The organism is Actinomadura sp. 9N407, assembly GCF_044326315.1.
Lineage (GTDB): Bacteria > Actinomycetota > Actinomycetes > Streptosporangiales > Streptosporangiaceae > Spirillospora.
Window position 1 is genome coordinate 14,473 of sequence record NZ_JBIRAW010000031.1, and the last position, 24,233, is coordinate 38,705.

25 protein-coding genes are annotated in these 24,233 nt (G+C 72.0%); 11 read left to right on the forward strand and 14 right to left on the reverse strand.

Annotation, left to right across the window (positions count from 1 at the left end; translation table 11 throughout):
• Positions 1 to 22: 22 nt before the first annotated feature.
• On the reverse strand, positions 23 to 3,169 hold the full coding sequence (locus ACH34Q_RS35840; RefSeq protein ID WP_395987602.1) for a BTAD domain-containing putative transcriptional regulator: 3,147 nt from the start codon (positions 3,167 to 3,169) through the stop codon (positions 23 to 25).
• Positions 3,170 to 3,319: 150 nt separating this feature from the next.
• On the opposite strand from ACH34Q_RS35840, the gene ACH34Q_RS35845 reads away from it, so the two are divergent.
• The gene (locus tag ACH34Q_RS35845; RefSeq protein ID WP_395987603.1) at positions 3,320 to 4,561 is read left to right on the forward strand and encodes an MFS transporter; all 1,242 of its coding nucleotides are present in this window, start codon (positions 3,320 to 3,322) and stop codon (positions 4,559 to 4,561) included.
• A 29-nt stretch (positions 4,562 to 4,590) separates the two neighbouring features.
• Positions 4,591 to 5,706, forward strand: coding sequence for an alkene reductase (locus ACH34Q_RS35850; RefSeq protein WP_395987604.1), 1,116 nt, complete (start codon positions 4,591 to 4,593; stop codon positions 5,704 to 5,706).
• 67 nt (positions 5,707 to 5,773) lie between these two features.
• On the opposite strand, the gene ACH34Q_RS35855 is transcribed toward ACH34Q_RS35850, so the two are convergent.
• A complete protein-coding gene (locus tag ACH34Q_RS35855; protein WP_395987605.1) occupies positions 5,774 to 6,196 on the reverse strand; it encodes a PaaI family thioesterase in 423 nt (140 codons plus the stop codon).
• Positions 6,197 to 6,263: 67 nt separating this feature from the next.
• Here ACH34Q_RS35855 and ACH34Q_RS35860 point away from each other — a divergent pair, with 67 nt between their 5' ends.
• The gene (locus tag ACH34Q_RS35860) at positions 6,264 to 6,704 is read left to right on the forward strand and encodes a MarR family winged helix-turn-helix transcriptional regulator (RefSeq protein ID WP_395987606.1); all 441 of its coding nucleotides are present in this window, start codon (positions 6,264 to 6,266) and stop codon (positions 6,702 to 6,704) included.
• Between the two features lie 51 nt (positions 6,705 to 6,755).
• On the opposite strand, the gene ACH34Q_RS35865 is transcribed toward ACH34Q_RS35860, so the two are convergent.
• Entirely contained in the window at positions 6,756 to 7,241 is a 486-nt protein-coding gene (locus ACH34Q_RS35865; RefSeq protein ID WP_395987607.1) for a MarR family winged helix-turn-helix transcriptional regulator, read from the reverse strand.
• Between the two features lie 106 nt (positions 7,242 to 7,347).
• On the opposite strand from ACH34Q_RS35865, the gene ACH34Q_RS35870 reads away from it, so the two are divergent.
• Positions 7,348 to 8,493, forward strand: coding sequence for an SGNH/GDSL hydrolase family protein (locus ACH34Q_RS35870; protein WP_395987608.1), 1,146 nt, complete (start codon positions 7,348 to 7,350; stop codon positions 8,491 to 8,493).
• Between the two features lie 102 nt (positions 8,494 to 8,595).
• On the opposite strand, the gene ACH34Q_RS35875 is transcribed toward ACH34Q_RS35870, so the two are convergent.
• Positions 8,596 to 9,264 carry a DsbA family protein gene (locus ACH34Q_RS35875; RefSeq protein ID WP_395987609.1) on the reverse strand — a complete coding sequence of 223 codons (669 nt, stop codon included), beginning with the start codon at positions 9,262 to 9,264 and terminating at the stop codon, positions 8,596 to 8,598.
• Between the two features lie 174 nt (positions 9,265 to 9,438).
• Here ACH34Q_RS35875 and ACH34Q_RS35880 point away from each other — a divergent pair, with 174 nt between their 5' ends.
• Positions 9,439 to 9,801: a hypothetical protein gene (locus ACH34Q_RS35880; protein WP_395987610.1), complete on the forward strand. Its 363-nt coding sequence runs from the start codon at positions 9,439 to 9,441 to the stop codon at positions 9,799 to 9,801.
• Here the strand turns inward: ACH34Q_RS35880 and ACH34Q_RS35885 are convergent.
• From ACH34Q_RS35885 to ACH34Q_RS35895, 3 genes are read right to left on the reverse strand one after another with little or no spacing between them, the layout of a single operon-like run.
• Positions 9,704 to 10,126 carry an MmcQ/YjbR family DNA-binding protein gene (locus ACH34Q_RS35885; protein WP_395987611.1) on the reverse strand — a complete coding sequence of 141 codons (423 nt, stop codon included), beginning with the start codon at positions 10,124 to 10,126 and terminating at the stop codon, positions 9,704 to 9,706. The genes ACH34Q_RS35880 and ACH34Q_RS35885 overlap by 98 nt on opposite strands.
• A gap of 49 nt (positions 10,127 to 10,175) precedes the next feature.
• A complete protein-coding gene (locus tag ACH34Q_RS35890) occupies positions 10,176 to 10,547 on the reverse strand; it encodes a hypothetical protein (RefSeq protein ID WP_395987612.1) in 372 nt (123 codons plus the stop codon).
• 54 nt (positions 10,548 to 10,601) lie between these two features.
• Positions 10,602 to 11,249 carry a maleylpyruvate isomerase family mycothiol-dependent enzyme gene (locus ACH34Q_RS35895; RefSeq protein ID WP_395987613.1) on the reverse strand — a complete coding sequence of 216 codons (648 nt, stop codon included), beginning with the start codon at positions 11,247 to 11,249 and terminating at the stop codon, positions 10,602 to 10,604.
• A gap of 94 nt (positions 11,250 to 11,343) precedes the next feature.
• Here ACH34Q_RS35895 and ACH34Q_RS35900 point away from each other — a divergent pair, with 94 nt between their 5' ends.
• Complete coding sequence (locus ACH34Q_RS35900; protein ID WP_395987614.1) at positions 11,344 to 11,784, forward strand: MarR family winged helix-turn-helix transcriptional regulator; 441 nt, start codon at positions 11,344 to 11,346, stop codon at positions 11,782 to 11,784.
• 7 nt (positions 11,785 to 11,791) lie between these two features.
• Here ACH34Q_RS35900 and ACH34Q_RS35905 read toward each other — a convergent pair whose 3' ends face one another.
• Together ACH34Q_RS35905 and ACH34Q_RS35910 are read right to left on the reverse strand one after the other, a co-directional pair.
• Positions 11,792 to 12,688 (reverse strand): cytochrome d ubiquinol oxidase subunit II, encoded by an 897-nt coding sequence (locus ACH34Q_RS35905; protein WP_395987615.1) that lies wholly within the window; start codon positions 12,686 to 12,688, stop codon positions 11,792 to 11,794.
• Positions 12,685 to 14,100 (reverse strand): cytochrome ubiquinol oxidase subunit I, encoded by a 1,416-nt coding sequence (locus ACH34Q_RS35910; protein WP_395987616.1) that lies wholly within the window; start codon positions 14,098 to 14,100, stop codon positions 12,685 to 12,687. Before ACH34Q_RS35910 ends, ACH34Q_RS35905 begins: the two co-directional genes overlap by 4 nt.
• Before the next feature lie 92 nt (positions 14,101 to 14,192).
• Between ACH34Q_RS35910 and ACH34Q_RS35915 the strand changes: the two genes are divergently transcribed.
• The 3 genes from ACH34Q_RS35915 to ACH34Q_RS35925 all read left to right on the forward strand — a co-directional run bounded on the left by ACH34Q_RS35915 (position 14,193) and on the right by ACH34Q_RS35925 (position 16,962).
• Positions 14,193 to 14,630, forward strand: a complete 438-nt coding sequence (locus ACH34Q_RS35915; protein ID WP_395987617.1) for a BlaI/MecI/CopY family transcriptional regulator — start codon at positions 14,193 to 14,195, stop codon at positions 14,628 to 14,630.
• Positions 14,627 to 15,538, forward strand: a complete 912-nt coding sequence (locus ACH34Q_RS35920) for a M56 family metallopeptidase (RefSeq protein WP_395987618.1) — start codon at positions 14,627 to 14,629, stop codon at positions 15,536 to 15,538. The genes ACH34Q_RS35915 and ACH34Q_RS35920 overlap by 4 nt, the downstream gene beginning before the upstream one ends.
• A 149-nt stretch (positions 15,539 to 15,687) precedes the next feature.
• Positions 15,688 to 16,962 (forward strand): MFS transporter, encoded by a 1,275-nt coding sequence (locus tag ACH34Q_RS35925; RefSeq protein ID WP_395987619.1) that lies wholly within the window; start codon positions 15,688 to 15,690, stop codon positions 16,960 to 16,962.
• Here ACH34Q_RS35925 and ACH34Q_RS35930 read toward each other — a convergent pair.
• The 3 genes from ACH34Q_RS35930 to ACH34Q_RS35940 form a co-directional block, all read right to left on the reverse strand.
• Positions 16,895 to 17,365 (reverse strand): pyridoxamine 5'-phosphate oxidase family protein, encoded by a 471-nt coding sequence (locus tag ACH34Q_RS35930; protein WP_395987620.1) that lies wholly within the window; start codon positions 17,363 to 17,365, stop codon positions 16,895 to 16,897. The two genes, ACH34Q_RS35925 and ACH34Q_RS35930, sit on opposite strands and share 68 nt — an antisense overlap.
• A gap of 44 nt (positions 17,366 to 17,409) precedes the next feature.
• On the reverse strand, positions 17,410 to 18,873 hold the full coding sequence (locus tag ACH34Q_RS35935; protein ID WP_395987621.1) for an MFS transporter: 1,464 nt from the start codon (positions 18,871 to 18,873) through the stop codon (positions 17,410 to 17,412).
• Positions 18,874 to 18,956: 83 nt separating this feature from the next.
• Complete coding sequence (locus ACH34Q_RS35940) at positions 18,957 to 19,445, reverse strand: MarR family winged helix-turn-helix transcriptional regulator (RefSeq protein ID WP_395987622.1); 489 nt, start codon at positions 19,443 to 19,445, stop codon at positions 18,957 to 18,959.
• A gap of 279 nt (positions 19,446 to 19,724) precedes the next feature.
• Here ACH34Q_RS35940 and trpS point away from each other — a divergent pair, with 279 nt between their 5' ends.
• Entirely contained in the window at positions 19,725 to 20,687 is a 963-nt protein-coding gene (trpS, locus tag ACH34Q_RS35945; protein WP_395987623.1) for a tryptophan--tRNA ligase, read from the forward strand.
• Positions 20,688 to 20,776: 89 nt separating this feature from the next.
• Here the strand turns inward: trpS and ACH34Q_RS35950 are convergent, their stop codons facing one another.
• Complete coding sequence (locus ACH34Q_RS35950; RefSeq protein WP_395987624.1) at positions 20,777 to 21,379, reverse strand: TetR/AcrR family transcriptional regulator; 603 nt, start codon at positions 21,377 to 21,379, stop codon at positions 20,777 to 20,779.
• 113 nt (positions 21,380 to 21,492) lie between these two features.
• Here ACH34Q_RS35950 and ACH34Q_RS35955 point away from each other — a divergent pair, with 113 nt between their 5' ends.
• Complete coding sequence (locus ACH34Q_RS35955; RefSeq protein ID WP_395987625.1) at positions 21,493 to 23,700, forward strand: sensor histidine kinase; 2,208 nt, start codon at positions 21,493 to 21,495, stop codon at positions 23,698 to 23,700.
• Here ACH34Q_RS35955 and ACH34Q_RS35960 read toward each other — a convergent pair.
• Positions 23,593 to 24,198 (reverse strand): DNA-binding response regulator, encoded by a 606-nt coding sequence (locus ACH34Q_RS35960; protein WP_395987626.1) that lies wholly within the window; start codon positions 24,196 to 24,198, stop codon positions 23,593 to 23,595. The genes ACH34Q_RS35955 and ACH34Q_RS35960 overlap by 108 nt on opposite strands.
• Between the last annotated feature and the right edge of the window lie 35 nt (positions 24,199 to 24,233).

The following is a 24,233-nucleotide window of genomic DNA, read 5'->3' on the forward strand; positions in this document are numbered from 1 at the left end:
GTGGGGGAGGCCAGGCCCTCGGTCACGGCTCCTTGGTGCGCGTGCCGCGCTCGAACGCGTCGGTGAAGGCCTCCTCGCCCAGGGCGGCGGTCGCGGCGGCCGTGACCCGGTCGACGTCGCCACGTTCGGCGGCGGGCAACGGGGCGTCCACGCTCCGGCGGGCGGCGTCGGCGGACCCCAGGAGCAGCGCGGCGCGGTCGGCTTCTCCGGAAAGCAGCAGCGCGCCCGCCAGGCCCTCCAGGGAGAGCGCCAGGGCACGGGGGTCGTCGAGCGTACGGGCGATCTCCAGGCCGCGCTGGTGGTACGCGGCGGCCCGGGCCCCATCGCCGCGGAGTTCGGCGGTGAAGCCGAACTCCGCGAGCAGCAGATGCTCCCCGATCCGGGACGAGTCGAACTCGTCACGGAGGCGCCCCAGGTACGCCTCCGCGGCGTCGAGGTCGCCCGAACGGCGGGCACCGAGCGCGAGCCCCATCAGCGCGTGCGTCTCGCTGTACCGGTGGCCCTGCTCGACGGCCAGCCGCCGCGCCCGCTCGTGCAGGTCGTGCGCGCGGTCCCAGTCGTGCGCCAGCAGGGCGAGCCGGCCGAGGCCGGAGAGCCGCGCGGAGACCTCCGTCTGGAGGCCCAGCTCGCGCGCGATGCGCAGCCCTTCCTCCTGGCGGCGCCCGGCCTCCGCGTAGTCGCCCCTGATCTCGGCGAGCGTGGCCAGCGGCGGTACGGTCTGCAGCTCTCCCCAGCGGTCACCGAGGTCGCGGAAGAGGCGTGCGGCGCGCGGGCCGTCCTCTCCGATGGTTTCCAGGTCGCCTTGGACGAGCGCGAGCAGTGCCCCCAGCCCCAGTGCGGCGGCGGTACCCCAGCGGTCGCCGGCCTCGGCGAACAGATCCCGCGCCTGGGCGTTGGCCTTCTCGCTCGCGGCCGGGTCCCCAGCGTGGAACAGCCCGTAGGCGTACAGCCAGACGGCGCGGCCATGACGCACCGGGTCGGCGATGTCGCCGTCGCCTTGCTTGCCCGCCGCGGACCGATCCCCGGTCAGCAGCGCGAACGCGGCGCGCAGGAGGCGGGGCTCGGCGGCGTCCGGGGCGGCGTCCACGACCGCTGTCAAGGTGCGCAACGCCTCGTGCAGGCGGCCGCGCAGCATCCACCACCAGCTCAGGGCCGTGGCCAGTCGTACCGTCTCGTCCACGGCCGGAAGCCGCAGCGCCTCGTCGAGCGCCGCGCGCAGGTTGGCGGACTCCAGGTCGAGCCGGTCGAGCCACTCGCGCTGGCCGGCCTCCCGCAGGCGCGGTGCGGCGCGCTCGGCCAGTTCGAGGTGGTGGCGCAAGTGCCGGTCGCGGGTGGCGCCGAGGTCGCCGGCCTCCTCCAGCCGTTCCAGCGCGTACGCGGCGACGGACTCCAGCAGCCGGTAGCGCGGCCCCGTCCGGCCCTCCACCATCGTGACCAGCGACCGGTCGACCAGCCGGGTGACCAGTTCGAGAACGTCCTCGCCGCGCACGCCGTCGCCCGCGCAGACGGCCTCCGCCGCGTCCAGGGCGCAGCCGTCCGGGTGCACGGCGAACCGGCGCAGGACGACGCGCTCGGGCGGGCTGAGCAGCTCCCAGCTCCAGTCGATCATGGCGCGCAGCGTCTGCTGCCTGGCCGGAACGCCCCGACGCCCGGTGCCCAGTACCCGGAACCGATCGGTGAGCCGCGCCGCCAGCTCCCGAGCGCCGAGGGCCCGGACGCGTCCGGCGGCCAGTTCGAGGGCGAGCGGGATGCCGTCGAGCCTGCGGCAGATCTCCGCGACGGCCTCCCTGTCACCGTCCAGCCGGAATCCAGGGGCGGACTCGGCGGCGCGCGACGCGAACAGCCGTACGGCGTCGTCCTCCTGGAGCGGTTCCACCTGGTAGACCGACTCGCCCGCGAGCCCCAGCGGCTCGCGGCCGGTGGCAAGGATCCGCAGCCCGGCGGCGGTGCGCAGCAGCAGTTCCGCCAGCGCGGCGGCAGGGTCGACCACCTGCTCGCAGTTGTCCAGCACGAGGAGCAGCCGCCGGTCCCGCAGCGCCGCGGCGAGCCGCTCGGCGGGCGCGGCCGGTACGCCCGTTCCCGCCGGCCCGGACGGCATCTCGTCGCGGATGCCCAGGACGGCGGAGATCTCCTGGGCCAGCTCGGCGGTCCCCGCGCGCTGGGCGGCGAACTCGACGAACCACACCCCGTCCGGGAAGGCCCCGGTGTCACCGGCGAGCCGTGCCGCTGACTCCACCGCCAGCCGCGTCTTGCCCACCCCGGCCGGTCCCGAGAGCGTCACCAGGCGCGCCGCCGAGAGAAGGCCGGTGATGTCGTCCAGGCACCGGTCGCGGCCGATCAGCGCGGTGAGCGGGACCGGCAGGTTCGCCCGTGCCGGTGGTGGAGGGGCCGGCGCGGCGGGCTCGGCTTCGGATCTCCCCGGTACGGGCGGGCTCAGCGCCGCGTCCTGCCGCAGGATCGCCTCGTGCAGCGCGGCGAGTTCCGGGCTCGGATCCAGCCCGAGTTCGTCGGCCAGCAGCCGCCGCAGCTCCGCGTACGAGGCCAGCGCCTCGCCCTGTCGGCCCGCCAGGTACAGCGCCCGCATCTGGACGGCCCGCAGCCGTTCCCGCAGCGGATGGCGTACCACCAGGTCCGCGAGCTCCCCGGCGAGCATGGCGTGGTCCCCGGCGTCGAGACGGGCCTCGGCCCGTTCCTCCAGTACGGCCAGGCGCTGGTCGGTGAGGCGGTCCACGGCCGCCCGCACGAACGGCTCGTCCGCGAAGTCGGCGTACGCGTTCCCCCGCCACAGCTCCAGCGCCCGGCCGAGCAGTGCGGACCGCGCCCGCGGATCGCCCTCCGCACGGGCGCTCGCGACCAGCGAACCGAACGCGTCCGCGTCGACCTCGTCGCCGGGGCCGTCGAGCCTGAGCCGGTACCCGGGCGCCTGGTGGACCACGCGGTCGCGGCCGAGGACGCGGCGCAGCATGGAGACCTTCGACTGCAGGGCGTTGGCCGACCTGCCCGGCGGGTCGTCGCCCCACAGGTCGTCGATGAGCCGGTCGGCGGACACCAGCCTTCCCTCATGGACGAGCAGGGCGGCCAGCAGTGCCCTGACCTTCACCTCGGGAATCGTGACCGGTTCCCCCGCCGCGTCCCACACCATCACCGGACCCAGCACGCCGAACCGCATGTCCGCACCGTACACACGGCGCGGCGGCGGCCGGCCGTCAGCGGGCCATCAGCGCCTCCGAAGCAGCCTGCGGGACGGTCGTTCCCGTCGGCGGTACCGCCCGCGACGCGCCGGGCTCACCCGCCGCACGTTCGACCAAGGAGCATCACCGTGAAGACCAAGGAGCCGGACTCCGCGTCCCCAAGGATTCCCACGTCCCCGAGGACCAAGGAGCCTGGCGAATCCGAGCGGAAGCTGCCCATACCGGCGCTGCTGGCGCTGGCGACTGCCGTTTTCATCACCAGTCTGACCGAGACGCTGCCGGCGGGCCTGCTGCCCGCGATGAGCGCCGACCTGCACGTCAGCGAGGCCGCGACGGGGCAGACCGTGACGATCTATGCGCTCGGGACGGTCCTCACCGCCGTACCGCTGACCGCCGCGACGGCGGGGTGGCGGCGCAAGCGCCTCCTGCTGGCGACCGTCGCGGCGTTCGCCGTCGCCAACACCGTCACGGCGCTGTCCACGGACTACCTGCTCACCATGACGGCGCGGTTCGCCGCCGGGGTGGCGGCCGGCCTCGCTTGGGCGCTGCTGGCCGGGTACGCCCGCCGGATGGCGCCCGCCCATCTCCAGGGCCGGGCGATCGCGATCGCGATGGCGGGCATCCCCGTCGCGCTGGCCCTGGGCGTCCCCGCGGGCACGTTCCTCGGCACCGTCCTCGGCTGGCAGGCGGCGTTCCTGCTCATGACCGTCCTGACCGCCGTCCTCATCGGCTGGATCACCGCCGTCGTTCCGGACTTCCCCGGCCGCCGGCGGGACGAACGAGGGAGCGCGCCGCGTCCGCGCCCGCTCCGCATCCCCGGAGTGGCGCCCGTCCTGGCCGTGACCCTGGTGTTCGTCCTGGCCCACACGATCCTCTACACCTACATCGCCACGTTCCTGAACGAGCTGGGCATGGGCGGATCCATCGACGTGGTCCTGCTGGTGTTCGGTGCCTCGTCGCTGCTGAGCATCTGGATCGTGGGCGTGCACATCCATCGCCGCCTGCGCGCGCTGACCGTCGCCGGCGTGCTGCTCGTCGCCGCGGGCGCGGGCGTCCTGGCGCTGTGGTCCGGCGGCACCGCCCTCGTCTACGTGGCGGTGGCCCTCTGGGGCCTCGGCTGGGGCGGCGCCCCGACGCTGCTGCAGACCGCCGCCGGTGACGCCGCGGGCGACGCGGTGGACGCGGCGCAGGCCCTGCTCGTCACCCTCTGGAACGCGGCCATGGCCGGCGGCGGGATCGCGGGCGGTCTCCTGCTCGGCCTGTTCGGCCCGTTCTCGCTCCCGTGGAGCGCGCTCGTACTCCTCGCACCCGTCCTGGCGGTGGTGCTCGCCGCCCGGATCCACGGCTTCCCCGTACGCGGCAACCGCTGACCAGGCACTCGTTCAGAAGGGATCACACCATGACCACCGCGACCCTCGACCCCGTGCTGCTCGTTCCCACCCGGCTGGGCGGCCTGGCGCTGCCGAACCGCCTGGCGATGGCGCCGATGACCCGCAACCGCGCCGACGCCGACGGCGTTCCCGGGGACCTGATGGCGGCCTACTACGCGCAGCGCGCCACCGCCGGCCTGATCATCGCGGAGGCCGCCACCCCGAACGCCGTCGGGCTGACCTACCCCAACATTCCCGCGATCTACGCCCCGGCGCACGTGTCCGGATGGCGGCGGGTCACCGGCGCGGTACGGGAGGCGGGCGGGCGGATGTTCCTGCAGCTCCAGCACGGCGGCCGGATCGGGCACCCCGACAACAGCGGCCTGCACCCCGTCGCGCCGTCGCCCGTCCCGCTCCCGGACACCGTTCACACCCCCGTGGGTCCGCAGGCCGCCGTCGTCCCCCGCGAGATGACCCTGGACGACCTCCGCGCCACTGTGGCCGACTTCGCCGACGCCGCGCGCAACGCCGTCGAGGCGGGCTTCGAGGGTGTGGAGGTGCACTCCGCCAACGGCTACCTGCTGCACCAGTTCCTGTCCCGCCGCACCAATCACCGCACCGACGCCTACGGCGGCACGGTCGCGAACCGCATCCGCTTCACCGTCGAGGTGACCCGCGCCGTCGCCGCCGCCATCGGCCCCGAACGCGTCGGCGTACGGATCTCGCCCGGGATCACCGCGAACGCCATGCGCGAGGACGACATCGACGACGTCTACCCGGCACTCGTCAGCGCCCTCGCGGAGATCTCCCCGGCTTACCTGCACATCGTCCACGCCGACCCTGGTCAGCCCCTGTTCCACACCCTCCGCGAACTGTGGCCCGCGACCCTGATCGCCAACCCGAAACTGCCCGATGTCACCACCGAGCACGTCGTTCACGAGGCTGGTCACCTGCTGGACGCCGGCGCCGACCTGGTGGCGCTCGGCCGCCCGTTCCTAGCCAATCCCGACCTCATCGAACGCCTCCGTACCGGCGAGCCGCTCAACCCCGTACAGGACCAGCACCTCATGTACGTGGGAGGCGCGACCGGCTACATCGACTACCCGACCCTGGACACCGTCCGCCGGCCCGCTCGCTCCCGTTGACTCGTGGCGTGTTCGCCTCATGCGTGCTCACCGGTCTTTCCAGACCCACCGTGCCCAGCCGGCCGTGTCAGCCACCGTTCGGCTGGGGCAGAGCGATGGAGCCTTGCGCGACGGCGCACAGGGTCTCCGCGCCTTCCCCGCCGACCGTGGAGATCTCGCAGCGGCAGATGACGCGGGTCCGGCCGGCGCGGACGACGTGCGCATGGGCGCGCAGCGTCGTACCGATGGCGGGCCGCAGGTAGTCGATGGTGAATCCGGCGGTGACCACGCTGCCACCCGTCACCGTGCCCGCCGCGAAGGTCAACGTGTTGTCGGCGGCGTAGGCGAGGACGCCACCGTGCACGATGCCGTTCTGCTGGAGCAGCTCGTCCTGGATGTCCAGTTCCAGCGTCGCCGCTCCGTCGCCGAAGGCCAGCAGCCGGGCGCCGAGCAGCACGCTGAACGGCTGCGCCTCCAGCACCTTCCGCGCGCCCTCCAGGTCGATCGTCATCCGCGCTCCTCACTTCACTGATGAAGTGAGCATGGTATCGGCCGGGAGCGTCTGTCAAGATCGGCCTATGTCCGAGCCCGAGCAGCGCCTGTACTTCCTGCTGCAGCGCGCGGCCCACCGGCTGCGCATCGCGGCCGACCGGCGCTGCCTGGCCGCCGCCGGGGTCACCACGGCGCAACTGGGAGCGCTGTTCGCGATACAGGACCAGCCGGACATCACCCAGCGGCAGCTCGCCCAGACGCTCGGACTGCGCGAATCGGCCGTCACCGCGCTCGTCACGCGGCTCACCGGAGCGGGACTCATCGCCCGCTCCCCGCATCCGCGCGAGCACCGGGCCATGGTGCTGCGGCTGTCCGAGCACGGTGCCGACACGCTCCGCGCAGCACAGCCGGAGATCGACCGCTTCAACGCCGAACTGCGCGCCGGACTCGGCGACGCCGCGTTCACCGAGACCGCCGCCGCTCTCAGCATCCTCGCCTACGACGACATGGCCGCCCCGAACGCGTGACCGGGGCACAAGCGCCCAGCCCTTACGGCAGATGCGTTTCGGGCTGTGAGTTCAGCTGCCCGAGGTCTCGTCGGGAGTGAGTGCGGCGGCCTCGGGATGGACGGTGTCGCGGACGATGCGGAGGCCGTCGGCGAGTGATGCGAGCTGGTCGGAAGTCAGCACCCCGGTGAACCATCGTTCGATGAAGTCCAGGTAGCTGGGCAGGACCTGCTCAAGGCGTTCGGCACCGGCGGGCGTGAGCACCGCATAAGTGGTGCGGCGGTCCTCGGCGCAGGCCTCGCGTTCGGCCAGTCCGGAACGGGCCAGCCGGTCCATGAGGCGGGTGACGCCGCTGGTGGACAGCCGGATCTGGGCGGCCAGGTCGGTCATCCGCAGCCGTTGGCCGGGCGAGCGGCTCAGCCGCATCAGGGCGTTCAGGTCCAGACCCGACAGGCCGTGCTCCTTCAGGACGGGCTGCATCCGGTCCACCAGCCCGCCGCTGGCCTCGAGGAGCAGTCCCGAGTACGTGAGGCGCGGGTCATTGAAGAGGTCGGTCACGCTACGACACTACCCGTGATGATTGATCCGGGGATAGTTGACACGAGGAATGATTCCGCTCATGCTTGCGTCAGCAATATTCCGCACAGCAAGTAATGGAGGCGTCATGCGCGATCTGCCGGGAACGACATGGGTGGCCGGGTTCCGGACCGCGGTGATCAGCCCGTACGAGGAGATCAAGCTCGCTGCGCCGCGCGGCTTCAACGGCCAGACGGTGCGCCAGGTGCTGCGGATGGCGGGCGGTGGCGAGCGCCTGCGGGTCCGGCTGAGCAACCGGTACGGACGGGACCCGCTCGAGATCGGCTCCGCACGGGTCGCGGTGCGCGAGTCGGAGGACGAGATCGTGCCCGGGAGCGACACCGGCCTGCGGTTCTCGGGGGCGGCGCAGGTGACCGTCCCGGCGGGCGGCGACGTGGTGAGCGATCCGGTGGAGATGCCCGTGAAGGCGGGCGTCGAGCTGGCGCTGAGCCTCTACCTGCCGGGTGAGACGGGCTTGGCGACGTACTCCCACCAGCCGATGCAGACGGCCTTCGTGGCGGACGGGGACCTGACCTCCGCCCCGGGACTGCCCCAAGCCGAACGCGTGCAGGCGAGGTTCTACGTGACCGGGGTGGACGTGCTCGCCCCGGAGGGCACCGCGATCGCCGTCGCCTTCGGGGACTCATGGTTCGAGGGCTTCGGGACGACCGTCGACGCCGACCACCGTTCGGTGGACGCCCTCAACGAGCGGCTGGACCAGGGCTGGGTGGTGAACCAGGGAATCGGGGGCAACCGGCTTCTGATCGACGAGATCGGCGAGCACGCGCTGGCGCGTTTCGACCGGGACGTGCTGGGAGTGCCCGGCGCGACGCACGTTCTGGTCCACTTCGGTATCAACGATCTCGGGCTGCCCGGCATGGTGGGCCGCCCGCCCGCGACGGCGGAAGAACTGATCGACGGCTTCACCGAGCTGTCCCGGCGCGCGCATGAGGCCGGCCTGGCCGTCCTGGGCGCCACCATCGGCCCGTTCGCGGGTGTCATCTACCCGGGGATCAGCACGCCCGAAGGGCTGGCCGCGCGGCGGCGGGTGAACGAGTGGATCCGTACCGGTGACGCCTTCGACGCGGTCTTCGACGTGGCGCGCGCTGTCGGCGACCCCGCGAACCCCGACTTCATCCGGCCCGAGTTCGACAGCGGTGACGGCATGCATTTCAACGACGCCGGCGCCCGCGCCATGGCCGAGTCGGTGGACCTACGAACCCTGCCCCTGTGACCCGCCCTGCCCCTGTGACCCGCCCCTGACCGCCTCGCCCTGCCCGTTGACTCGTGGCGTGGTCGCCCTTCCCCTGCCGCAAAAAGGCGAACACGCCACGAGTCAACGGGGTGCGGTAGCTCGATCCTCGGCCGCCTGGCGGAGCGCCTGCTCGAAGGCGGCCGGGTCCTGGGCGCCGGAAATGCCGTAGTGGGCGTCGATGACGTAGAAAGGCACCCCGCTGATCCCGTACGCCTGGGCCTGGGCCATGTCCGCTTCGACGTCGGCGTCGTACGTCCCGGCGCGTAGCGCTTCGAGCACCTCTTCGCGGTCCAGGCCCACGTCAGCCGCGAGATCCGCCAAGTCCTCGTCGTGCCCCACGTGCCGGCCCTGCTCGAAGTAGGCCTGGAAGAGGCGCTCCGCCATCTCGAGCTGCAACCCGCGCTTCTTCGCGAGATGCAGCACCTGGTGCGCCTTGAGCGTCTTGGTGTGCCGAACGGCGTCGAAGTCGTACGCCAACCCGGCGTCGGCCGCGATCTGGGTGACCCGCGCGAGCATCTCTCGTACCTGCGCGACCGGCATTCCCTTGTGCCCGGACAAGAAGTCCACTTCATCACCCTCGAAGTCGACCGGCGTGTCCGGAGCCAGCTCGAAGGAGTGGTACTCGACCTCGACCTCAGGCCCGGTTCCAGCGGCGTACCTGCGCAGGCCCTCCTCGAACTTCCGCTTGCCGATGAAGCACCAGGGACACGCGATGTCGGACCAGATGTCGACCTTGATGGCGTCGTTCATGCCAGCGGAAACCCCGGTCCCCTGACCGGTATTCCGTACCGCGTGCCGCTCCTGGCAGGGTGCTCGGTGTGGGCGACTACGTAGTGATCAACAGGGCCAACTGGGACGAGCGCGCCCCGGCGCATGCCGATTCCGAGGACACGGTGTCCCTGGCGCGGTTGGGCGCCAGGATGAGTGCTCTGGACTGAGACCGCCGAGCCCGGGACGTACGTACGGACCGAGGCCGTGTTCACCCTCGGGCTCACGCACGAATGGAACCACGGGCTCGGCGAGATCATCTCCGGGCTGCTCGCCGCCGGAATGCGACTGACCGGCCTGACCGAGCACGACAGCGTCCCGTGGCAGGCACTACCCGGCCACATGATCGTGGACGAGGCCGGCGAATGGCGGCTGGCCGACCGCCCCGAGCGGCTGGCCGCGAGCTACACGCTCCAAGCGGTCAAGGAGGAGAGCTCTTCAGCCAGGTCGAGGCTCGGCGGGCCGACGCGCGCGACAGCCACGCGTCCTGAACGATCTCCGCCACCTCGTCGCGGCTGAGCTCACCGATACGGCACTCCCGCAGCAGCACGGACAGATGGCCGTTGAAATGCGCGGTGGTGAAGAACGGTGTCGTCTCGTCCTGGACCAGCGCCTGCTTGTCCGCTTCGGACGCGACCCAGAAGACGATCACATCCTGGTAGCGCTCTCCGGTTTCGGGATCGACGGCATCCGGGCGCGGGTTGCGGAAGAAGACGAACGACTTCCCGCCCACCTGGTAGATCGGCCTGCCGTCGGTCCCGTAGTCATTGGCGACATGGGGCATGGCCAGCGCAAGCTCATGTACGTCCTCGACCCGGGCGGGCCGACTCCCGTCGTCCGGCATGGCCTCAGCGTAAGCGGCGCAGCGTCAGGGCGACGTCCACTCATGCCCTCTACTCTTCGCGGGCTTCCGCGTGTAGGGCGAGGGCACCCAGGGCCGCGTAGCCGCCGGTGATGGCCACCAGTCCCGCCGCTGATCCGCGTGGGACGTCCCTGCGGATCAGGTGGACGGCCCCGGCCGCGGTGTCGCAGACGTCCACGACCAGGCAGAGCCTCCGCCAGCGCCGCCGTGCCGCCGGCTCGCTCAGGAGGTAGCCCAGCCCCAGCGCCAAGGCCCGGCTGCCGAAGACCCGGATCATGTATCTGAGCTCGGGGGTGTCCCGGTCGCCCATGCCTGCCAGTTTCACGTTGAGGCCGGGCGCCGCGAGGGCCAGCGCTCCCCAGGCCACACGGCCGCCCGCTGCCGCGTCCAATGCACGCTCCATGGCGCCGACCCTCCCGCCTCCTGCTGTGACGGGTCGATTACGCCGGAGGTAATGTCACCGACCCGTTCGACCCGCGGCGCGGACTGCGAGGGCGGCGGCGCCCGGGCCGGTGAGGTCGGGCAGCATGGCGTACCGGCCGGTCAGTACGAGCAGCAGGGTGGCGATGGGAGCCTGGATCTCGGTGCCCTCTCCGGCCGACCAGGACACGTCGGTGGCGGTCAGCCGGAAGCCGCGCAACCGCCGGTCGGGGTGGAAGGGGAAGCCCCTGCGCCAGATGTGCTCGGCGGAGGCGCGGGCCGCCTCCAATGGCATGGGACGGTCGATGCCCAGGGGCAGTGCGATGTCCTGGCCGTGGACGAGGACGTCCATCATGGCGTCCGCGAGCCGCTGCCCTGGGGCCAGGTGCCGGGAGCCGGACGCCGCGCGCAGGGCCGCGACCAGTTCATCGCGCGGGCGGGCGGCCTCGCGCCGGGCGGTTCCGTCGACGAGGCGGTCGAAACCGCCCCGGGCGCGGACGATCTCGATGAGGAAGGTGCCGAGCCCGATGCGCGATCCGAGGCTCAGGTGCGCGGCCACCTCGCGGACGGTCCAGCCCGCGCACAGTGACGGATGGGCCCACTGCTGCGGGGTCAGCGAGGCGAGCAGATCGGCCAGGCCGGCCCGCTCGTCGTCGAGGACCCGCCACATCGCCGTCTCGTCCATGCCGCCCCCAGGATGGGTCAGTACGATGGGATCGATTCAGTCAGCCTCTCTGTCCAAAATAGACAGAGGCTCTGACTAACGTCAAGGGAGTCGCGTGGCCGAGAACCTCAATGTCGGGCTCCTGCTGTTCATCCCGTACCGGGCCGTGGAGCAGCGGGTGTTCGCCGCGCTGGCCGCGGCGGGGCACGACGACATCACCCTGGCCCAGGGCAGGCTTCTGCAGCGGATCGACGACGGCGGCTCCCGGGTCAGCGAGCTCGCCGAGGCCGCCCAGGTGACCAAGCAGACCGCCGGCTATCTCGTCGACCAGCTCGAACGCGCCGGATACGTCGAGCGCACCCCCGACCCCAGCGACGCCAGGGCCCGGCTGGTGCGGCTGACCGAACGCGCCCGTGCCCTGAAACCCATCGGCGACGCGGCGGTGGCCGAGGTCGAGGCCGAATGGGCCGCCCACCTCGGCCGCCGCCGCATGGAGCAGCTGCACGACACCCTCACCCGGCTCCGCGAGATCACCGACCCGTACATGAAGCCCTGATTCCCGCCTACACCTTGCCGGCGGGGGCACCGCGCTGGAAGAGGATGAAGAGCCAGGTCATCGACGGGATCAGGATGAGGGCTCCGATGCCGAGCGAGATGAAGACCATCTCCAGGACGGCGTCGTGCGCGACCGAGGACTCCAGGTCGAGGCCGGACATCCCGGCGGCGCCCCACAGCACGGCGCCGACGGCCAGTGCGGCGGTGGCCCGTACGGCCAGGTAGGACCGGCGTACGAGCAGGGCGAGGGAGAGTAGCCCGGCCGCCGCCGACAGAAGGATCAGCGGGGACTGGACGCCGAGGGTGGCCGCGCCGGGGAGCGCCAGGAGGCCCGCGGCGGTTCCGGAGAGCAGGGCGTAGCCGCGGAAGCGCAGGGACGTGCCGCGCTCGCCCATGCGGAGGGCGTCCCAGATCAGGTAGACGGCGGCGAGGTACGCGCAGAGCACGGTGGTGAGGACGCCGCCGTACACCCCGGCCAGGCTCAGCCAGGACGTCTCGCCGGTGGCGATCGTCGTGGCGACGGCGCCCAGGCAGTACGGGGTGAGGACGGACGAGATCCCGAACGTCCAGGCGTACCAGCCCTTGTCGGGGACGGCCTTGCTGAACACGAACGTGCTGCCCCGCGCCACGATGCCCAGCGCGCCGAGGGACAGCGGCACCCAGTGGACGCTCATGATGTCGGCGAAGACCGGCGGGAACGCCGTCCAGGTCATCACCATCACGAAGATCAGCCAGACATGGTTGGCCTCCCAGAGCGGCCCCATGGCGTGCTCGATGACCTCCTTCTCGGACCGCTTCCTGGAGATCAGGTGCCACAGGCCCGCACCGAAGTCGGCGCCGCCGAACAGCAGGTAGGCGGACAGGCCGAGCAGGATCAGTCCGAGGGCGACGTCGCCGTAGGTCATCGGGGGCTCCCAGCGTCGATGGTGGACTCGGGCGAGGGGACGGTGGTCTCTTCGGGACGGCGGCGCATGCGGCGCAGGACGCTGATGGTCGCGACGGCGAGCACCGCGTACACGACCAGGACGATGTAGAGGCCGAAGCGCAGCCCGGGGTTGGGGTTGACGGCCTCTTCGGTACGCATGACGCCGTACACGATCCACGGCTGCCGGCCGACCTCCGTGGTGGTCCACCCGGCCTCCATCGCGACCGCGGCGGCGATGCCGGACAGCGCGGCCAGGCGCAGGAACCAGGGCTTGAACGGGAGGTCGCGGCGGTCTTCGGTACGGCGCCGGCGCAGCCACCAGGTCAGGGCCCACCAGGCCGCCAGGGCGAGCAGGGCCATTCCGATCGCGATCATGATCTCGAACGAGAACTTGACCACCTCGGCCGGCGGCCGCACATCGGCCGGGAACGAGTCGAGCCCCCGCAGCGTCGCGTGCGCGTCGTACTTCGTCATCACCGACAGCGCGTTCGGGATCTCGAAGATCGCGAACCGGAACGGGACGCCCGCCTCGGTGTGCTCGATGCCCTCCATGGCCGCGAACTTGATCGGCTGGTTGTCGTGCACGAACCGGACGGCCCAGTCGCCGACCAGGACCTGCAGCGGCGCGCAGACGGCGCCGAGCGAGAACGGGATCGCGAAACCGAGCCGGTTGTAGCGGTCGACCCGTCCGGCCTTGCGGTCGCGCAGCAGCGCCACCGCGTAGACGGACGCGACGGCGAACCCGCAGACCATCAGCGAGGCCAGGATCAGGTGGACGGCCTGGACGGGCGTGGCCGGATTGAACATCGCGGCCAGCGGGTTCACGTCGGTTACTTCTCCGTTGACCAGCTTGAAGCCGCGCGGCTGGTTCATCCAGGAGTTGACGGTGACGACGAACGAGGCCGACAGCAGGCCCGCGATCACGACCGGGATGCCGGTGATGAAATGCGCGCGGGGCGACAGCCGGTCCCAGCCGTACAGGTAGACGCCCATGAAGATCGCCTCGATGAAGAAGGCGATCCCCTCCAGGGCGAACGCGGCGCCGAAGACCTGGCCGTACTTGTCCATGAAGCCGGGCCACAGCGTGCCCATCTCGAACGACAGCACGGTGCCCGACACCGCGCCGACGGCGAACAGCACGCCGGCGGCCTTCATCCAGCGCCGGGCCAGCTCGGCGTACACGGCGTCGCCGGTCCGCAGCGAGCGCCACTCGGCGAGCAGCGTGATCGCCGGGAGCCCGATGCCGATCGAGGCCAGGATGATGTGGAACCCGAGGGTGAACGCCATCTGCTGGCGCGCGGCCATGAAGTCGGCCGGGGACGCGGCGCCGCGGGCCGCGTCGGCGAGAGGCTCGGCCAGGAGAGGATCGGCGAGGAGCGCGAGGGTGCTCATACGACAGAATGTAGTACTACAGCTTGTAGTACTTAAGTCGGTAGTACTACCCCACGTGGTGACCTCGATCTCAATCGCATATCCTCGACACTGTGAAGGGTCTGGGAGAGCTTGAACGCACGGTCATGGAGGTCATCTGGGCGAGGGGGGACGGTGGCGCCACAGCGCGCGACGTCAGTCGAGCCTTGGCCAATGACCGCGACCTCGCGCACACCACCGTGATGACCGTCCTCGATCGGCTCGCCAAGAAGAACTTCCTCCAGCGCGAGCGCGACGGCCGGGCCTGGCGCTACCGCCCGGTCGCCAGCCGGGAGCGGTACGTCACCGAGCTGATGCTGGGCGCGCTGGACGAGACCGGTGACCGGGGCGCCGCCCTGGTGCACTTCGTCCAGTCGGTCTCCGACGACGAGGCCGCGCTCATCCGTCGGGCGCTCCTCGACCTCGGCGTAGCCGACGGGGGGCCTGGGAGGTCGTCCCCTCAGAAGCAGAGCGACCTGACGTCCGCGTCCGCCAAGGAGCGACCCGCATGACCGGTACCGCCCTGCTCGCGCTGCTCTCGATCGGGACCATCGCCGGGGCACACTTCCTGTCGAAGGCGCGCTGGACGTGGCGCGCGCCGCGGATCGGCATCGCGCTGTGGCAGGCGCTCGGGCTGAGCTGGGGCATCGCCACCATCGGGGCCCTGCTGGGCCTGGCCCTGCTGCCGTACGGCAAGGGGATCTTCGGCGGGATGCCCGGCATGTTCGGCGACCAGGCGGGCCGGCTCGGTACGGCGCACGTCGCCGCGCTGCTGGCCGCGATCAGCCTGGCGGCGGTGCTGCTGACCATGCTCGGGTACGCGGTCGTCCGCGTGGTCCGGGCCCGCAGCCGGCACCGGGCGCTGCTGGCGCTGGTCTCGCGCAGCGACTCGGCCGTACCGCGCGGCACGCTCGTTCTCGACCATCCCGGGGCCGCCGCGTACTGCGTGCCCGGGGTCCGCTCGTCCAAGGTCGTGGTCAGCGCTGGAACGCTCGAACTGCTCGACCCGGCCGAGCTGGCCGCGGTGCTGGCGCACGAGCGCGCGCACGCCCGCGAGCGGCACGATCTGGTGCTGCTGCCGTTCGCGTCGCTGCGCCAGGTGTTCCCGCAGATCCGGCTGGTCGGGCGATGCCTGGACGCGGTCGAGCTGCTGATCGAGATGGCCGCCGACGACCGTGCCCGCCGGCACCGCTCGCCGCGCGAGCTGGCCACGGCGCTGCTGCGGTTCGCCGCCGCGCGCCCCGCGGCCGCCCCGTCCGGCACCCTGGGCGTCGCCCATACCGGCCACATGCCGGTGATGGCCCGGGTCAACCGGCTGCTGGAGCCGGAGCCGGTCAGCCGTTCCACCCGGTTCGCCGCCATGGTCGCGGTCCCGATCATCGCCGGGGTACCGCTGCTGCTGTACGCGCTGCCGCACTAGATCTTCACCGTTCGGACGAACACGCCTGGGCTCCCTCGGAGGGCCCGGGCGTTCTGCGTTCCCGGGGTAGGAACCGTACGCCCGAACATGAAGTTTTCTTGCGTTTTGCCGCTAGAGTGCCGTGCACATCGGCCCCCGGGAGGACACCCATGACACCGGAACGGGACCGCCGGGCACGGCTTTCGGTCTACGCCGCGTTCGCGATCCAGGGACTCTGCTTCGCCTCCCTGGTGACGCGCGTGCCTCAGATCCAGGACGCCCACCACCTCAGCGACGGGGCGCTCGCGCTGGTGCTGCTGCTCGTCCCGGTGATCGCGGGTGTGGGCAGCGTGGTGGCGGGGAGCCTGTTCGCCCGGTTCGGCAGCGGCCCGGTGCTGCGGATCGCGCAGCCGGGCGTCTGTCTGGCGATGGTGCTCGTCGGCCTGACCGGCGGGGCGCTGATCCCGCTGTACGTGGCGGTCGCGCTGTTCGGCGTGTGCGTCGGCGCCGTGGACGCGGGGATGAACGCGCAGGCCGTGACGGCCGAGCGCCGCTACGGCAAGAGCCTGCTCACCGGTTTCTACGCGGTGTGGAGCGTCGCCGGGATCCTCGGGGGCCTGTGGGTGGCCCTGGCCAACCGGCTGGACCTATCGCTGTTCGTCGGCTTCGTGCTCCCCGCCGTGCTGGGCGTCGCGCTGTCGCTCGTCTCCGGGCGCGGGCTCTACCGCAAGGCCGAGGAGGTCACGGCGCCCAGTGCCGAGGAGCTCAAGGCCGCCGCCCGGCGGGTGCCCTGGCGGCCGGTGCTGGTCGTGGGCATCGCCATGGGGGTCTTCTACCTCGCCGACTCCGTCATCTCCAGCTACAGCGCCAAGTACCTCTCCGACGAGCTGGACGCCGGCGACTCCCTGGCCCCGCTGGCGTACGTGGCGTACCAGGTCACCATGGTCGTGGCCCGCGCGTCGGCCGACTTCGGCGTCCGCAGGTACGGCGGCGTCCAGGTCGTCCGGCTCGGCGGCATCGTGGGGCTGATCGGCATGATCGGCGTGGTGGCCTCGCCCAACGCCGCCGCCGCGATCGCCGCGTTCGCCGTGGCGGGACTGGGCCTCAGCGTGGTCGCTCCGGTGGCCTTCTCCGCCGCCGGCCAGGTCGACCCAACCGGGCTCGGCGTCGCGGTGGCGCGGCTCAACGTCTTCAACTACGTCGGCTTCGTGCTGGGTGCCGCGATCGCCGGGATCCTCGCGCCGACCGGCGGGACGGACGGGCTCCGTCTGGTCTTCGCCGTCCCTGCCGCGCTGGTCGTCGTCATCATCCTGCTGGCGCGCGGCTTCGCACCGCGTCCGGTGCCGGCCGGTGCCGCGGCGCCAGGCCGGGGGGACGCTACAGCTCCTTCATCGCCGGAGGCAGGTCCAGGGCCATCCCGTACAGCCGTTCCGCCCGGATCCTGATCATCACCCGGCCTTCCTCCACCTGCTTGCGGAACGCCTCCTCATCGGTGGCCTCGGGCAGCCCGAGGCCCGTGGCCAGCAGTTCGCGCCCGGCCGCGTCCCCGGGCTCGGTGGTCTCGATGATCTCCGCCGTTCCCTCGACGACCGCGTAGGTGGTGTGGTCGCGCGAGGCGACATAGAGCGCGATGTGCGGGTCGTTGCGCAGCTGCCGCACCTTGAGCCGGTCCGTGGTGGACGAGACGCGGGCGATCCGTTCGGCCGGGTCCCACTTGTAGATCACCTGCGACAGGTGCGGGTGGCCGCTGCGCTTGACGGTCGTGAGCGCCGCGAAGAGGTGCTCGCCCAGGAACCTGGACGCCTCCGCCTCGGTGAGGACCTCGGGGCCGGGCTGGTCGTTCGTCATGGGAGTTCTCTCTTTTCGTTTTTGTTGGTCGGGGTGTCAGGTGATCAGGCCGAGGCCGGAGTAACGATCTTTTCGGCGGGTGCCTCGCCGCTCGCGGGCGGGGCCGGGCGGCGGAGCACGATGAGGGCGATGGCCAGGGCCGCGACGAGCAGCCCGGTGCCGATGGTGAAGGCCAGGTGGAAGCCCTCGGTCAGCGCCACCGCTTCGGTACGGCCCTCGTTCAGCAGGTTCTCGGTACGGGACGCGGCCAGTGTGGACAGCACCGCGACACCGATCGCCATCCCGACCTGCTGGGTGGTGTTGAAGACCCCGGACGCGAGCCCGGCGTCGTCGTTCCCGGCGCCCGACATCCCGAGCGTGGTCAGCGCGGGCAGCAGAAGGCCGAAGCCGCCGCCCAGCAGCATCACCGGGAGCAGGTCGACGGCGTAGTTCGCGTTCACCGGGACGCGGGAGAGCAGGCCCAGCATGGCGATCAGCAGGACGAGCCCGGCCAGCAGGACGTTGCGTTCGCCGAACCGCGCGTTCAGCCGCGCGGAGACGCCCAGCGACACCACTCCGATGACGGCCGCCGCCGGGAGCATCGCCAGGCCGGTCTTGGCCGCGCCGTACCCGAGGACCTTCTGCATGTAGAGGGCCACGAGGATCTGGAACGAGAACATCCCCGCGACCGTCAGGATCTGGACCAGGTTGGCGCCCGAGACGGCGCGGGAGCGGAAGATCCGCAGCGGCATCAGCGGGGTACGGGCGGTGGCCTGGCGGGCGATGAACGCGGCCAGCAGTACGGCGGCGAGGGCACCGAAACCGAGCGTGTGCGGCGCGATCCAGCCGTGCTCCTCGACCTTGACGACCGTGTAGATGCCGAGCATCAGGCCCGCCGTGACCAGGACGGCCCCGGCGATGTCGGCTCCGGCGGAGAGCCCGAGGCCCCGGTCGGAGGCGAGCACGGGCAGCGCGAGCGCCAGTACGGCCAGCCCGATCGGCAGGTTGATCAGGAAGATCCAGTGCCAGTTGAGCAGGTCGGTCAGCACGCCGCCGGCGACCTGACCGATCGAGGCCCCGGCGGCGCCGGTGAAGCTGAACACCGCGATCGCCTTGGCGCGCTCGCGGGGCTCGGTGAACAGCGTGACCAGGATCCCGAGGCTGACCGCCGATGCCATCGCGCTGCCCGCGCCCTGCAGGAAGCGGGCGGCGATCAGCATCGCGGGGGTGGTGGCGGCCCCGGCCAGCAGCGAGGCCAGCGTGAACACGGCCGTACCGGCCACGAACATCCGCTTGCGGCCGAGCAGGTCGCCCAGCCGCCCGGCGAGCAGCAGCAGGCTGCCGAACGCGATCAGGTAGGCGTTGACGACCCAGCTGAGCCCGGCCGGGGAGAAGCCGAGATCATCCTGGATGGCCGGCATCGCCACGGTGACGATGCTGCCGTCCAGGATGATCATCATGAGCGAGGTGGCGAGCACGCCGAGCGCGATCCAGCGGGAGCGTTCGGGACGTGGGGGAGAGGCGGACATCGGCGTGCTCCTGTCGATCGAGGTGACAGGAGGAACCGTAGCAGATAGTTCCGTAACAGACTATCTATCGCGGACTGATCCGCTCAGCTGCTGCGCTGGCGCGCTCTCCGTACCGGCTTGGGGCTCTCGGCGGGCTCGGCGAGATGCCCGGCGGCCAGCCGGTCCAGCGCCCGGACGAAGACCTCGCGCTCGTCGCCCGCCAGGGCCTCCAGCACCTCCGCGTGCACCCGGTCCACGATCTCGCGGCTGCGTACGGCGAGCTCCGCGCCCGCCCCGGTCACCGCGATGATCCGGGCCCGGCGGTCGCGGCTGGACGGGCGGCGCTCGGCGTACCCGGCCTCCTCCAGCGCGTCCACGGTCACCACCATCGTGGTCTTGTCCATGTCGCCCATCTCGGCCAGCTGGATCTGCGTGCGCTCCTCTTCGAGCGCGTGCGAGAGAACGCAGTGCATCCGCGGCGTCAGCCCGATCTCGGCGAGTGCCGCGCTCATCCGGGTCTGCAGCACATGGCTGGTGTGGTTCAGCAGGAACGAGAGGTCCGGCACGGTACGGGCCGGCGCTGTGGTGGCCATACGACCCAGCGTACAACTTCGTCCGGAAAGAGATTATCTACCGGCCTTCCTATCCGCCCGAGCCATCCGGGCAAGTCATCCGGGCCCATCCGGCCGAGCCGTCCCGGGCGGGGTAGCCTGGGGGCATGCAGCGACACGCGTACCTCGGCTGGTGGCCGTCCTAGGACGGTCACTCAACCCAGGCACGATCAGGGCCGTCCCTCCGGGCGGCCCTTTCGCGTGTACGCGTGGCGATCCGCCTGGACGGGCGCCCTCCGGAATCAGTCCTCAGGAGGAACCATGCCCAGCACCATTCTCACCGGCGACCGCCCGACCGGCCCGCTCCACCTCGGCCACTACTTCGGCACGCTGGCCAACCGCGTCCGCCTGCAACGCGAGGGCGCCGACCTGTTCGTCCTGGTCGCGGACTACCAGGTCCTCACCGACCGGGACGTCGCCGACCGCCTCGCCGAGCATGTCGAGGGGCTCGTCGCCGACTACCTGTCCGTCGGCATCGACCCGGCCGCCGCCACGATCTTCCGGCACTCCGCCGTCCCCGCGCTCAACCAGCTGATGCTGCCGTTCCTGTCCCTGGTCTCGGTCGGCGAGCTGCGCCGCAACCCCACGGTCAAGGACGAGATCAGCGCCTCCGGCCAGGCCACCGTCAGCGGGCTGATGTTCACCTATCCCGTTCACCAGGCCGCCGACATCCTGTTCTGCAAGGCCGACCTGGTCCCCGTCGGCAAGGACCAGCTGCCGCACCAGGAGATCACCCGGCTGATCGCGCGCCGCTTCAACGAACGCTACGGGCCCGTCTTCCCCGTACCGGACGCCCTGCTCTCCGACGCGCCCCTCCTGCTCGGTACCGACGGCCGGAAGATGAGCAAGAGCCGGGGGAACGCCATCGCCCTGTCCGCGACCCCGGACGAGACGGCCCGGCTGATCAGGCGCGCCAAGACCGATGACGACCGGCACATCACCTACGAGCCCGAGACCCGTCCCGAGGTGTCCAACCTGGTACGGATCGCCGCCCTCTGCCAGGACCGAGACCCGAACGAGGTGGCCGCCGACATCGGCAGCGGCGGCGCCGCCGCACTGAAGAAGGTGACCATCGAGTCGGTGAACGAGTTCCTGCGCCCGATCCGCGCCCGGCGCGCCGAACTGGACCGAGCCGAGCTGCGCCACGTCCTGGACAAAGGCAACGCCCGCGCCAACCAGGTCGCCGACCGCACCCTCACAGAAGTCCGCGAAGCCATGACCTGACCCACCCCAAGGTTGACTCGTGGCGTGTTCGCCCTTACAGGGGGCAAGCATGGCGAACACGCCACGAGTCAACGGAGGTGGGCGAGGGGTCAGGGGCTGAGACCGTCCAGGAGTGTTGCGACCAGGTCGTCCACGTTCGGCTCGGGTGGGGCGCCGCCGAACAGCAGCGTCAGGACGGTCTCGTGGCACACGCCGACGATCATGGCGGTGGCGGACTCCACCCGGGCCCCCGGTGCGAGCCGGCCCAGCTCCCGTTCCGCGCGCAGGTAGCCGAGCAGCCGGTCGCGGTAGTCCTCGCCGGGCTCGTTCGCCGTCGCGAACCGGGCGAGGACCTCCGGCCGCCCGAGGAGTCCCGCCATCGCGGGCAGGATCACCCGGTGCATCTCCAGGCCGTACGCGATGTAGTCCCGCAGGTTGCCCGCCACGGTGCCGGCGCCCGGCCGCGGCAGCGCGCTCAGGCCCTGCTCGACCGTCCGCACATGCGCGCGCAGCGCGTGCGCCAGCAGCTCTTCCTTGTCGGTGAAGTGGTTGTAGAGCACGCCGTCGGCGACCCCGGCCTCCCGTGCGATCCCCCGTACGGTCAGGCCCGCCGTGCCCTGCTCGGAGATCATGCGTTCGGCGGTGGCGATCAGGTGGTCGCGCAGGCTGCGGTCCCCGCCGTCGCGCAGCACCGCGGCTCGTCTCGGTGACATCACCCCGCATCGTATGCCCGGATCCCGCGCCGGTCCGGGCGGCCGTCCGCGCCATCGTGATCGCTTAGGCTGGCCTTCTGGTGTTCGTCCCGATCGGAGGCCGAGTGCGCGGCATGAGTGCGCAACGGTCCGGCCTGCACCCGCGGACCGCGCGGACGATCGCCGTGGCGGTGCTGGCCAGCCTGGTCGCCGTGTACGTCCTGGCGTCGGCCGACGGGCCGCCGCGCACCGTGGCCGCCGTCGTCCCGCTGTCGGCCGCGATCCTTCTCCTGCAGTTCCGGTACGTGTTCCCCGGCCTCCGGCGGTTCCAGACCCGGGGCGTCATGGTGGTCCAGGCGGTCCTGACCTATCTCGTCGTGGTGCCGTTCGGCGTCACCACCGGAATGCTCGGGTTGCTGGCCGGTGCCCTGCTGCTGAGCTCGGCCTGGCGGACGGCCGTGCTGGTGATCGGCTCCGTGGTCGTGATCGCGGGGTTCAGGGCCGACGCGCCGCCGGGCCATCTCGACCTCACCATCACGGCGATCCTGACCGCCCTGGTGGCGTACGGCCTGTGCAGGCTGACCGACCGGATCGAGGCGGTCTTCGCCGCCCGGCTCACGCTGGCGGTGACGGCCGTCGAGGAGGAGCGGCTCCGGATGGCCGCCGAGCTGGACGAGGGCATCGGGCGCGGGCTGGACGCCATCGCCGGGGCCGCGGACCGTCCCGGCGAACTCGACGGGATGCTCGCCGCCGCCCGCGGCCTGCTGACCACCGCGCGGACTTCCGCCGCCGACCTGCGCAGCCTGTCGCTCGCTCCTGAGGTGGCCACCGCGCGCGGGCTGCTGGCGGCGGCCGACGTGGACGTGACGGTACGGATCGGGCACAGCGAGCCGCTCGGCCAGGCGGGCGCATTGATCGCCGCCGTGCTGCGGCAGGCGGTCACCGACGTTGTCCGGCAGGGTACGGCGCGTACCTGCCTCATCGAGACCGCCGAACGCGATGGCCTGCTGACGCTGCGCGTGACCAGCGACGGTGTCGCGACGGCCGCGCAGGGCGCCGAGGCGATGGCACCGCTCGCCGAGCGGGTGCGCGCGGCCGGCGGGCGGCTGACCGCCGGGCTGGACCCCGACGGCCGCTTCACCGTCAGCGCGACGGTGAAGGCCACCGCGCCTCCCGCCGTACCCCCCAGCGGGGAGCACCGGCTGTCGGTGATCCTGCTCGCGGTCGTGCTCGCCGGATTCTGCGCCAAGGCCCTGCTCCAGATGAGCCTGTGGGAGCAGGTCGCGGCCGTGCCCGCCCTGGTGGCGATCTGCGCGATCCAGCTGCGCTGGACCCGGCCCCAGGTCACGCACTGGGCCTGGCCGCTCGCGGCACAGGTGGCGCTGACCTACGTACCGCTGCTCTGGTACGGCGAGGCGTGGGGCGGCACGGCGGGATTCCTGGCGGGCTCTCTCCTCGTCCTGCTGCCGGCCGCCGTCGCCGCGCCGCTCGTGGCGGCCGTCATGGCGAGCCTGGGCATCATCGCCTGGGCACTGGGCCAGCCCACGCCCGTCGTGGTGAACTCGGTCGTCAGCGTCCTGGTGACCGGCCTGGTCACGTACGGGCTGGTCCGGCTCGCCCGGCTCGCCGACGAACTCCGGGACGCCGCCGCGGGCATCGCCCGGGGCGCCATCGTCCAGGAACGGCTCCGCGCCGCCCGCGACCTGCACGACCTGCTGGGGCACGGCCTGGCGGCGATCATGCTCAAGGGCGAGCTGGCCCGCAGGCTGCTGCCCACGGATCCCGGCCGTGCCCGCGCCGAGCTGGCCGATGTGGCGGCGATGGCCGTACGGGCGCGGGCGGACATGGAGACCGTGGCCGGTGCGGCTCCCCGGCTGGAGTTCGAGCCGGAGCTGGAGTCGGTACGTTCCGTGCTCGCCGCCGCAGGTGTCGAGGTACGGGTCGACTGGGAGTCGGCACCGGCCGCCGGGGCGGAGGCCGTCCTGAGCGTCGTGCTGCGCGAGGCCGTCACCAACGTCCTGCGGCACAGCACCGCTCGCCGCGTCGAGATCGAGGTCGGCGCGGGACGGCTCGTCGTGGAGAACGACGGCGCTCCGGCCGCGACCGCACCGCCGGGCTCGGGCATCGGGAACCTCGGCACCCGGCTGTCCGCGCTGGGCGGCCGGCTCGACGCCCGTCCTCTGCGCGGCGGACGGTTCCGCGTCGTCGCCGAACTGGAGCCCGCGGAACGCCCCCTAGATCCAGCCGGACTCGCGGGCGATGCGGACGGCGTCGATGCGGCCCCGGGCGTTCAGCTTGGCGACGACCGTCGTGAGGTGGTTGCGGACCGTCCCCGGCGATAGGTGCAGCCGCCCGGCGATCTCGTCGGGCTCGGCGCCGTCGGCGGTCAGCCGCAGCACGTTCTTCTCGCGCGGGGTCAGCGGATCGTCGGACAGGTCCCAGGCGGTGACCGCGAGCGCGGGGTCCAGCACCCGCTCCCCGGCGGCGACCTTGCGGATCGCGGCGGCCAGATCGTCCGGCGACGCGGTCTTGAGCATGAACCCGTTCACCTTGGCGGCCAGCGCGCGGCGCAGCAGGCCGGGCCGCCCGTCGCCGGTGAGCATCAGCGCGCGGCACGCCGGGAGCTTCTCGCTCAGGACGGCGGCCGCCGTCAGCCCGTCGGTGCCGGGCAGGTCGATGTCCAGGACGGCCACATCGGGAAGGGCGACCATGGCGGCCGGGACGATCTCGGTGCCGGTGCCCACATCGGCGACGACCTCCAGATCGGGCTCCAGATCGAGCAGCGCGACGAGCGCGCTGCGCACGACGTGCTGGTCTTCGGCGAGGAGTACCCGGATCACGTCATGAGCGTACCCATGACGATCTCATGGGTGGT

Bases quoted from the DNA above. Each gene is read 5' to 3' on its own strand.
- ACH34Q_RS35840 (WP_395987602.1), bottom strand. From the start codon at position 3,169: ATGCGGTTCGGCGTGCTGGGTCCGGTGATGGTGTGGGACGCGGCGGGG.
- ACH34Q_RS35850 (WP_395987604.1), top strand. From the start codon at position 4,591: ATGACCACCGCGACCCTCGACCCCGTGCTGCTCGTTCCCACCCGGCTG.
- ACH34Q_RS35855 (WP_395987605.1), bottom strand. From the start codon at position 6,196: ATGACGATCGACCTGGAGGGCGCGCGGAAGGTGCTGGAGGCGCAGCCG.
- ACH34Q_RS35860 (WP_395987606.1), top strand. From the start codon at position 6,264: ATGTCCGAGCCCGAGCAGCGCCTGTACTTCCTGCTGCAGCGCGCGGCC.
- ACH34Q_RS35870 (WP_395987608.1), top strand. From the start codon at position 7,348: ATGCGCGATCTGCCGGGAACGACATGGGTGGCCGGGTTCCGGACCGCG.
- ACH34Q_RS35875 (WP_395987609.1), bottom strand. From the start codon at position 9,264: ATGAACGACGCCATCAAGGTCGACATCTGGTCCGACATCGCGTGTCCC.
- ACH34Q_RS35885 (WP_395987611.1), bottom strand. From the start codon at position 10,126: ATGCCGGACGACGGGAGTCGGCCCGCCCGGGTCGAGGACGTACATGAG.
- ACH34Q_RS35890 (WP_395987612.1), bottom strand. From the start codon at position 10,547: ATGGAGCGTGCATTGGACGCGGCAGCGGGCGGCCGTGTGGCCTGGGGA.
- ACH34Q_RS35895 (WP_395987613.1), bottom strand. From the start codon at position 11,249: ATGGACGAGACGGCGATGTGGCGGGTCCTCGACGACGAGCGGGCCGGC.
- ACH34Q_RS35905 (WP_395987615.1), bottom strand. From the start codon at position 12,688: ATGACCTACGGCGACGTCGCCCTCGGACTGATCCTGCTCGGCCTGTCC.
- ACH34Q_RS35910 (WP_395987616.1), bottom strand. From the start codon at position 14,100: ATGAGCACCCTCGCGCTCCTCGCCGATCCTCTCCTGGCCGAGCCTCTC.
- ACH34Q_RS35920 (WP_395987618.1), top strand. From the start codon at position 14,627: ATGACCGGTACCGCCCTGCTCGCGCTGCTCTCGATCGGGACCATCGCC.
- ACH34Q_RS35925 (WP_395987619.1), top strand. From the start codon at position 15,688: ATGACACCGGAACGGGACCGCCGGGCACGGCTTTCGGTCTACGCCGCG.
- ACH34Q_RS35930 (WP_395987620.1), bottom strand. From the start codon at position 17,365: ATGACGAACGACCAGCCCGGCCCCGAGGTCCTCACCGAGGCGGAGGCG.
- ACH34Q_RS35935 (WP_395987621.1), bottom strand. From the start codon at position 18,873: ATGTCCGCCTCTCCCCCACGTCCCGAACGCTCCCGCTGGATCGCGCTC.
- ACH34Q_RS35940 (WP_395987622.1), bottom strand. From the start codon at position 19,445: ATGGCCACCACAGCGCCGGCCCGTACCGTGCCGGACCTCTCGTTCCTG.
- trpS (WP_395987623.1), top strand. From the start codon at position 19,725: ATGCCCAGCACCATTCTCACCGGCGACCGCCCGACCGGCCCGCTCCAC.
- ACH34Q_RS35950 (WP_395987624.1), bottom strand. From the start codon at position 21,379: ATGTCACCGAGACGAGCCGCGGTGCTGCGCGACGGCGGGGACCGCAGC.
- ACH34Q_RS35955 (WP_395987625.1), top strand. From the start codon at position 21,493: ATGAGTGCGCAACGGTCCGGCCTGCACCCGCGGACCGCGCGGACGATC.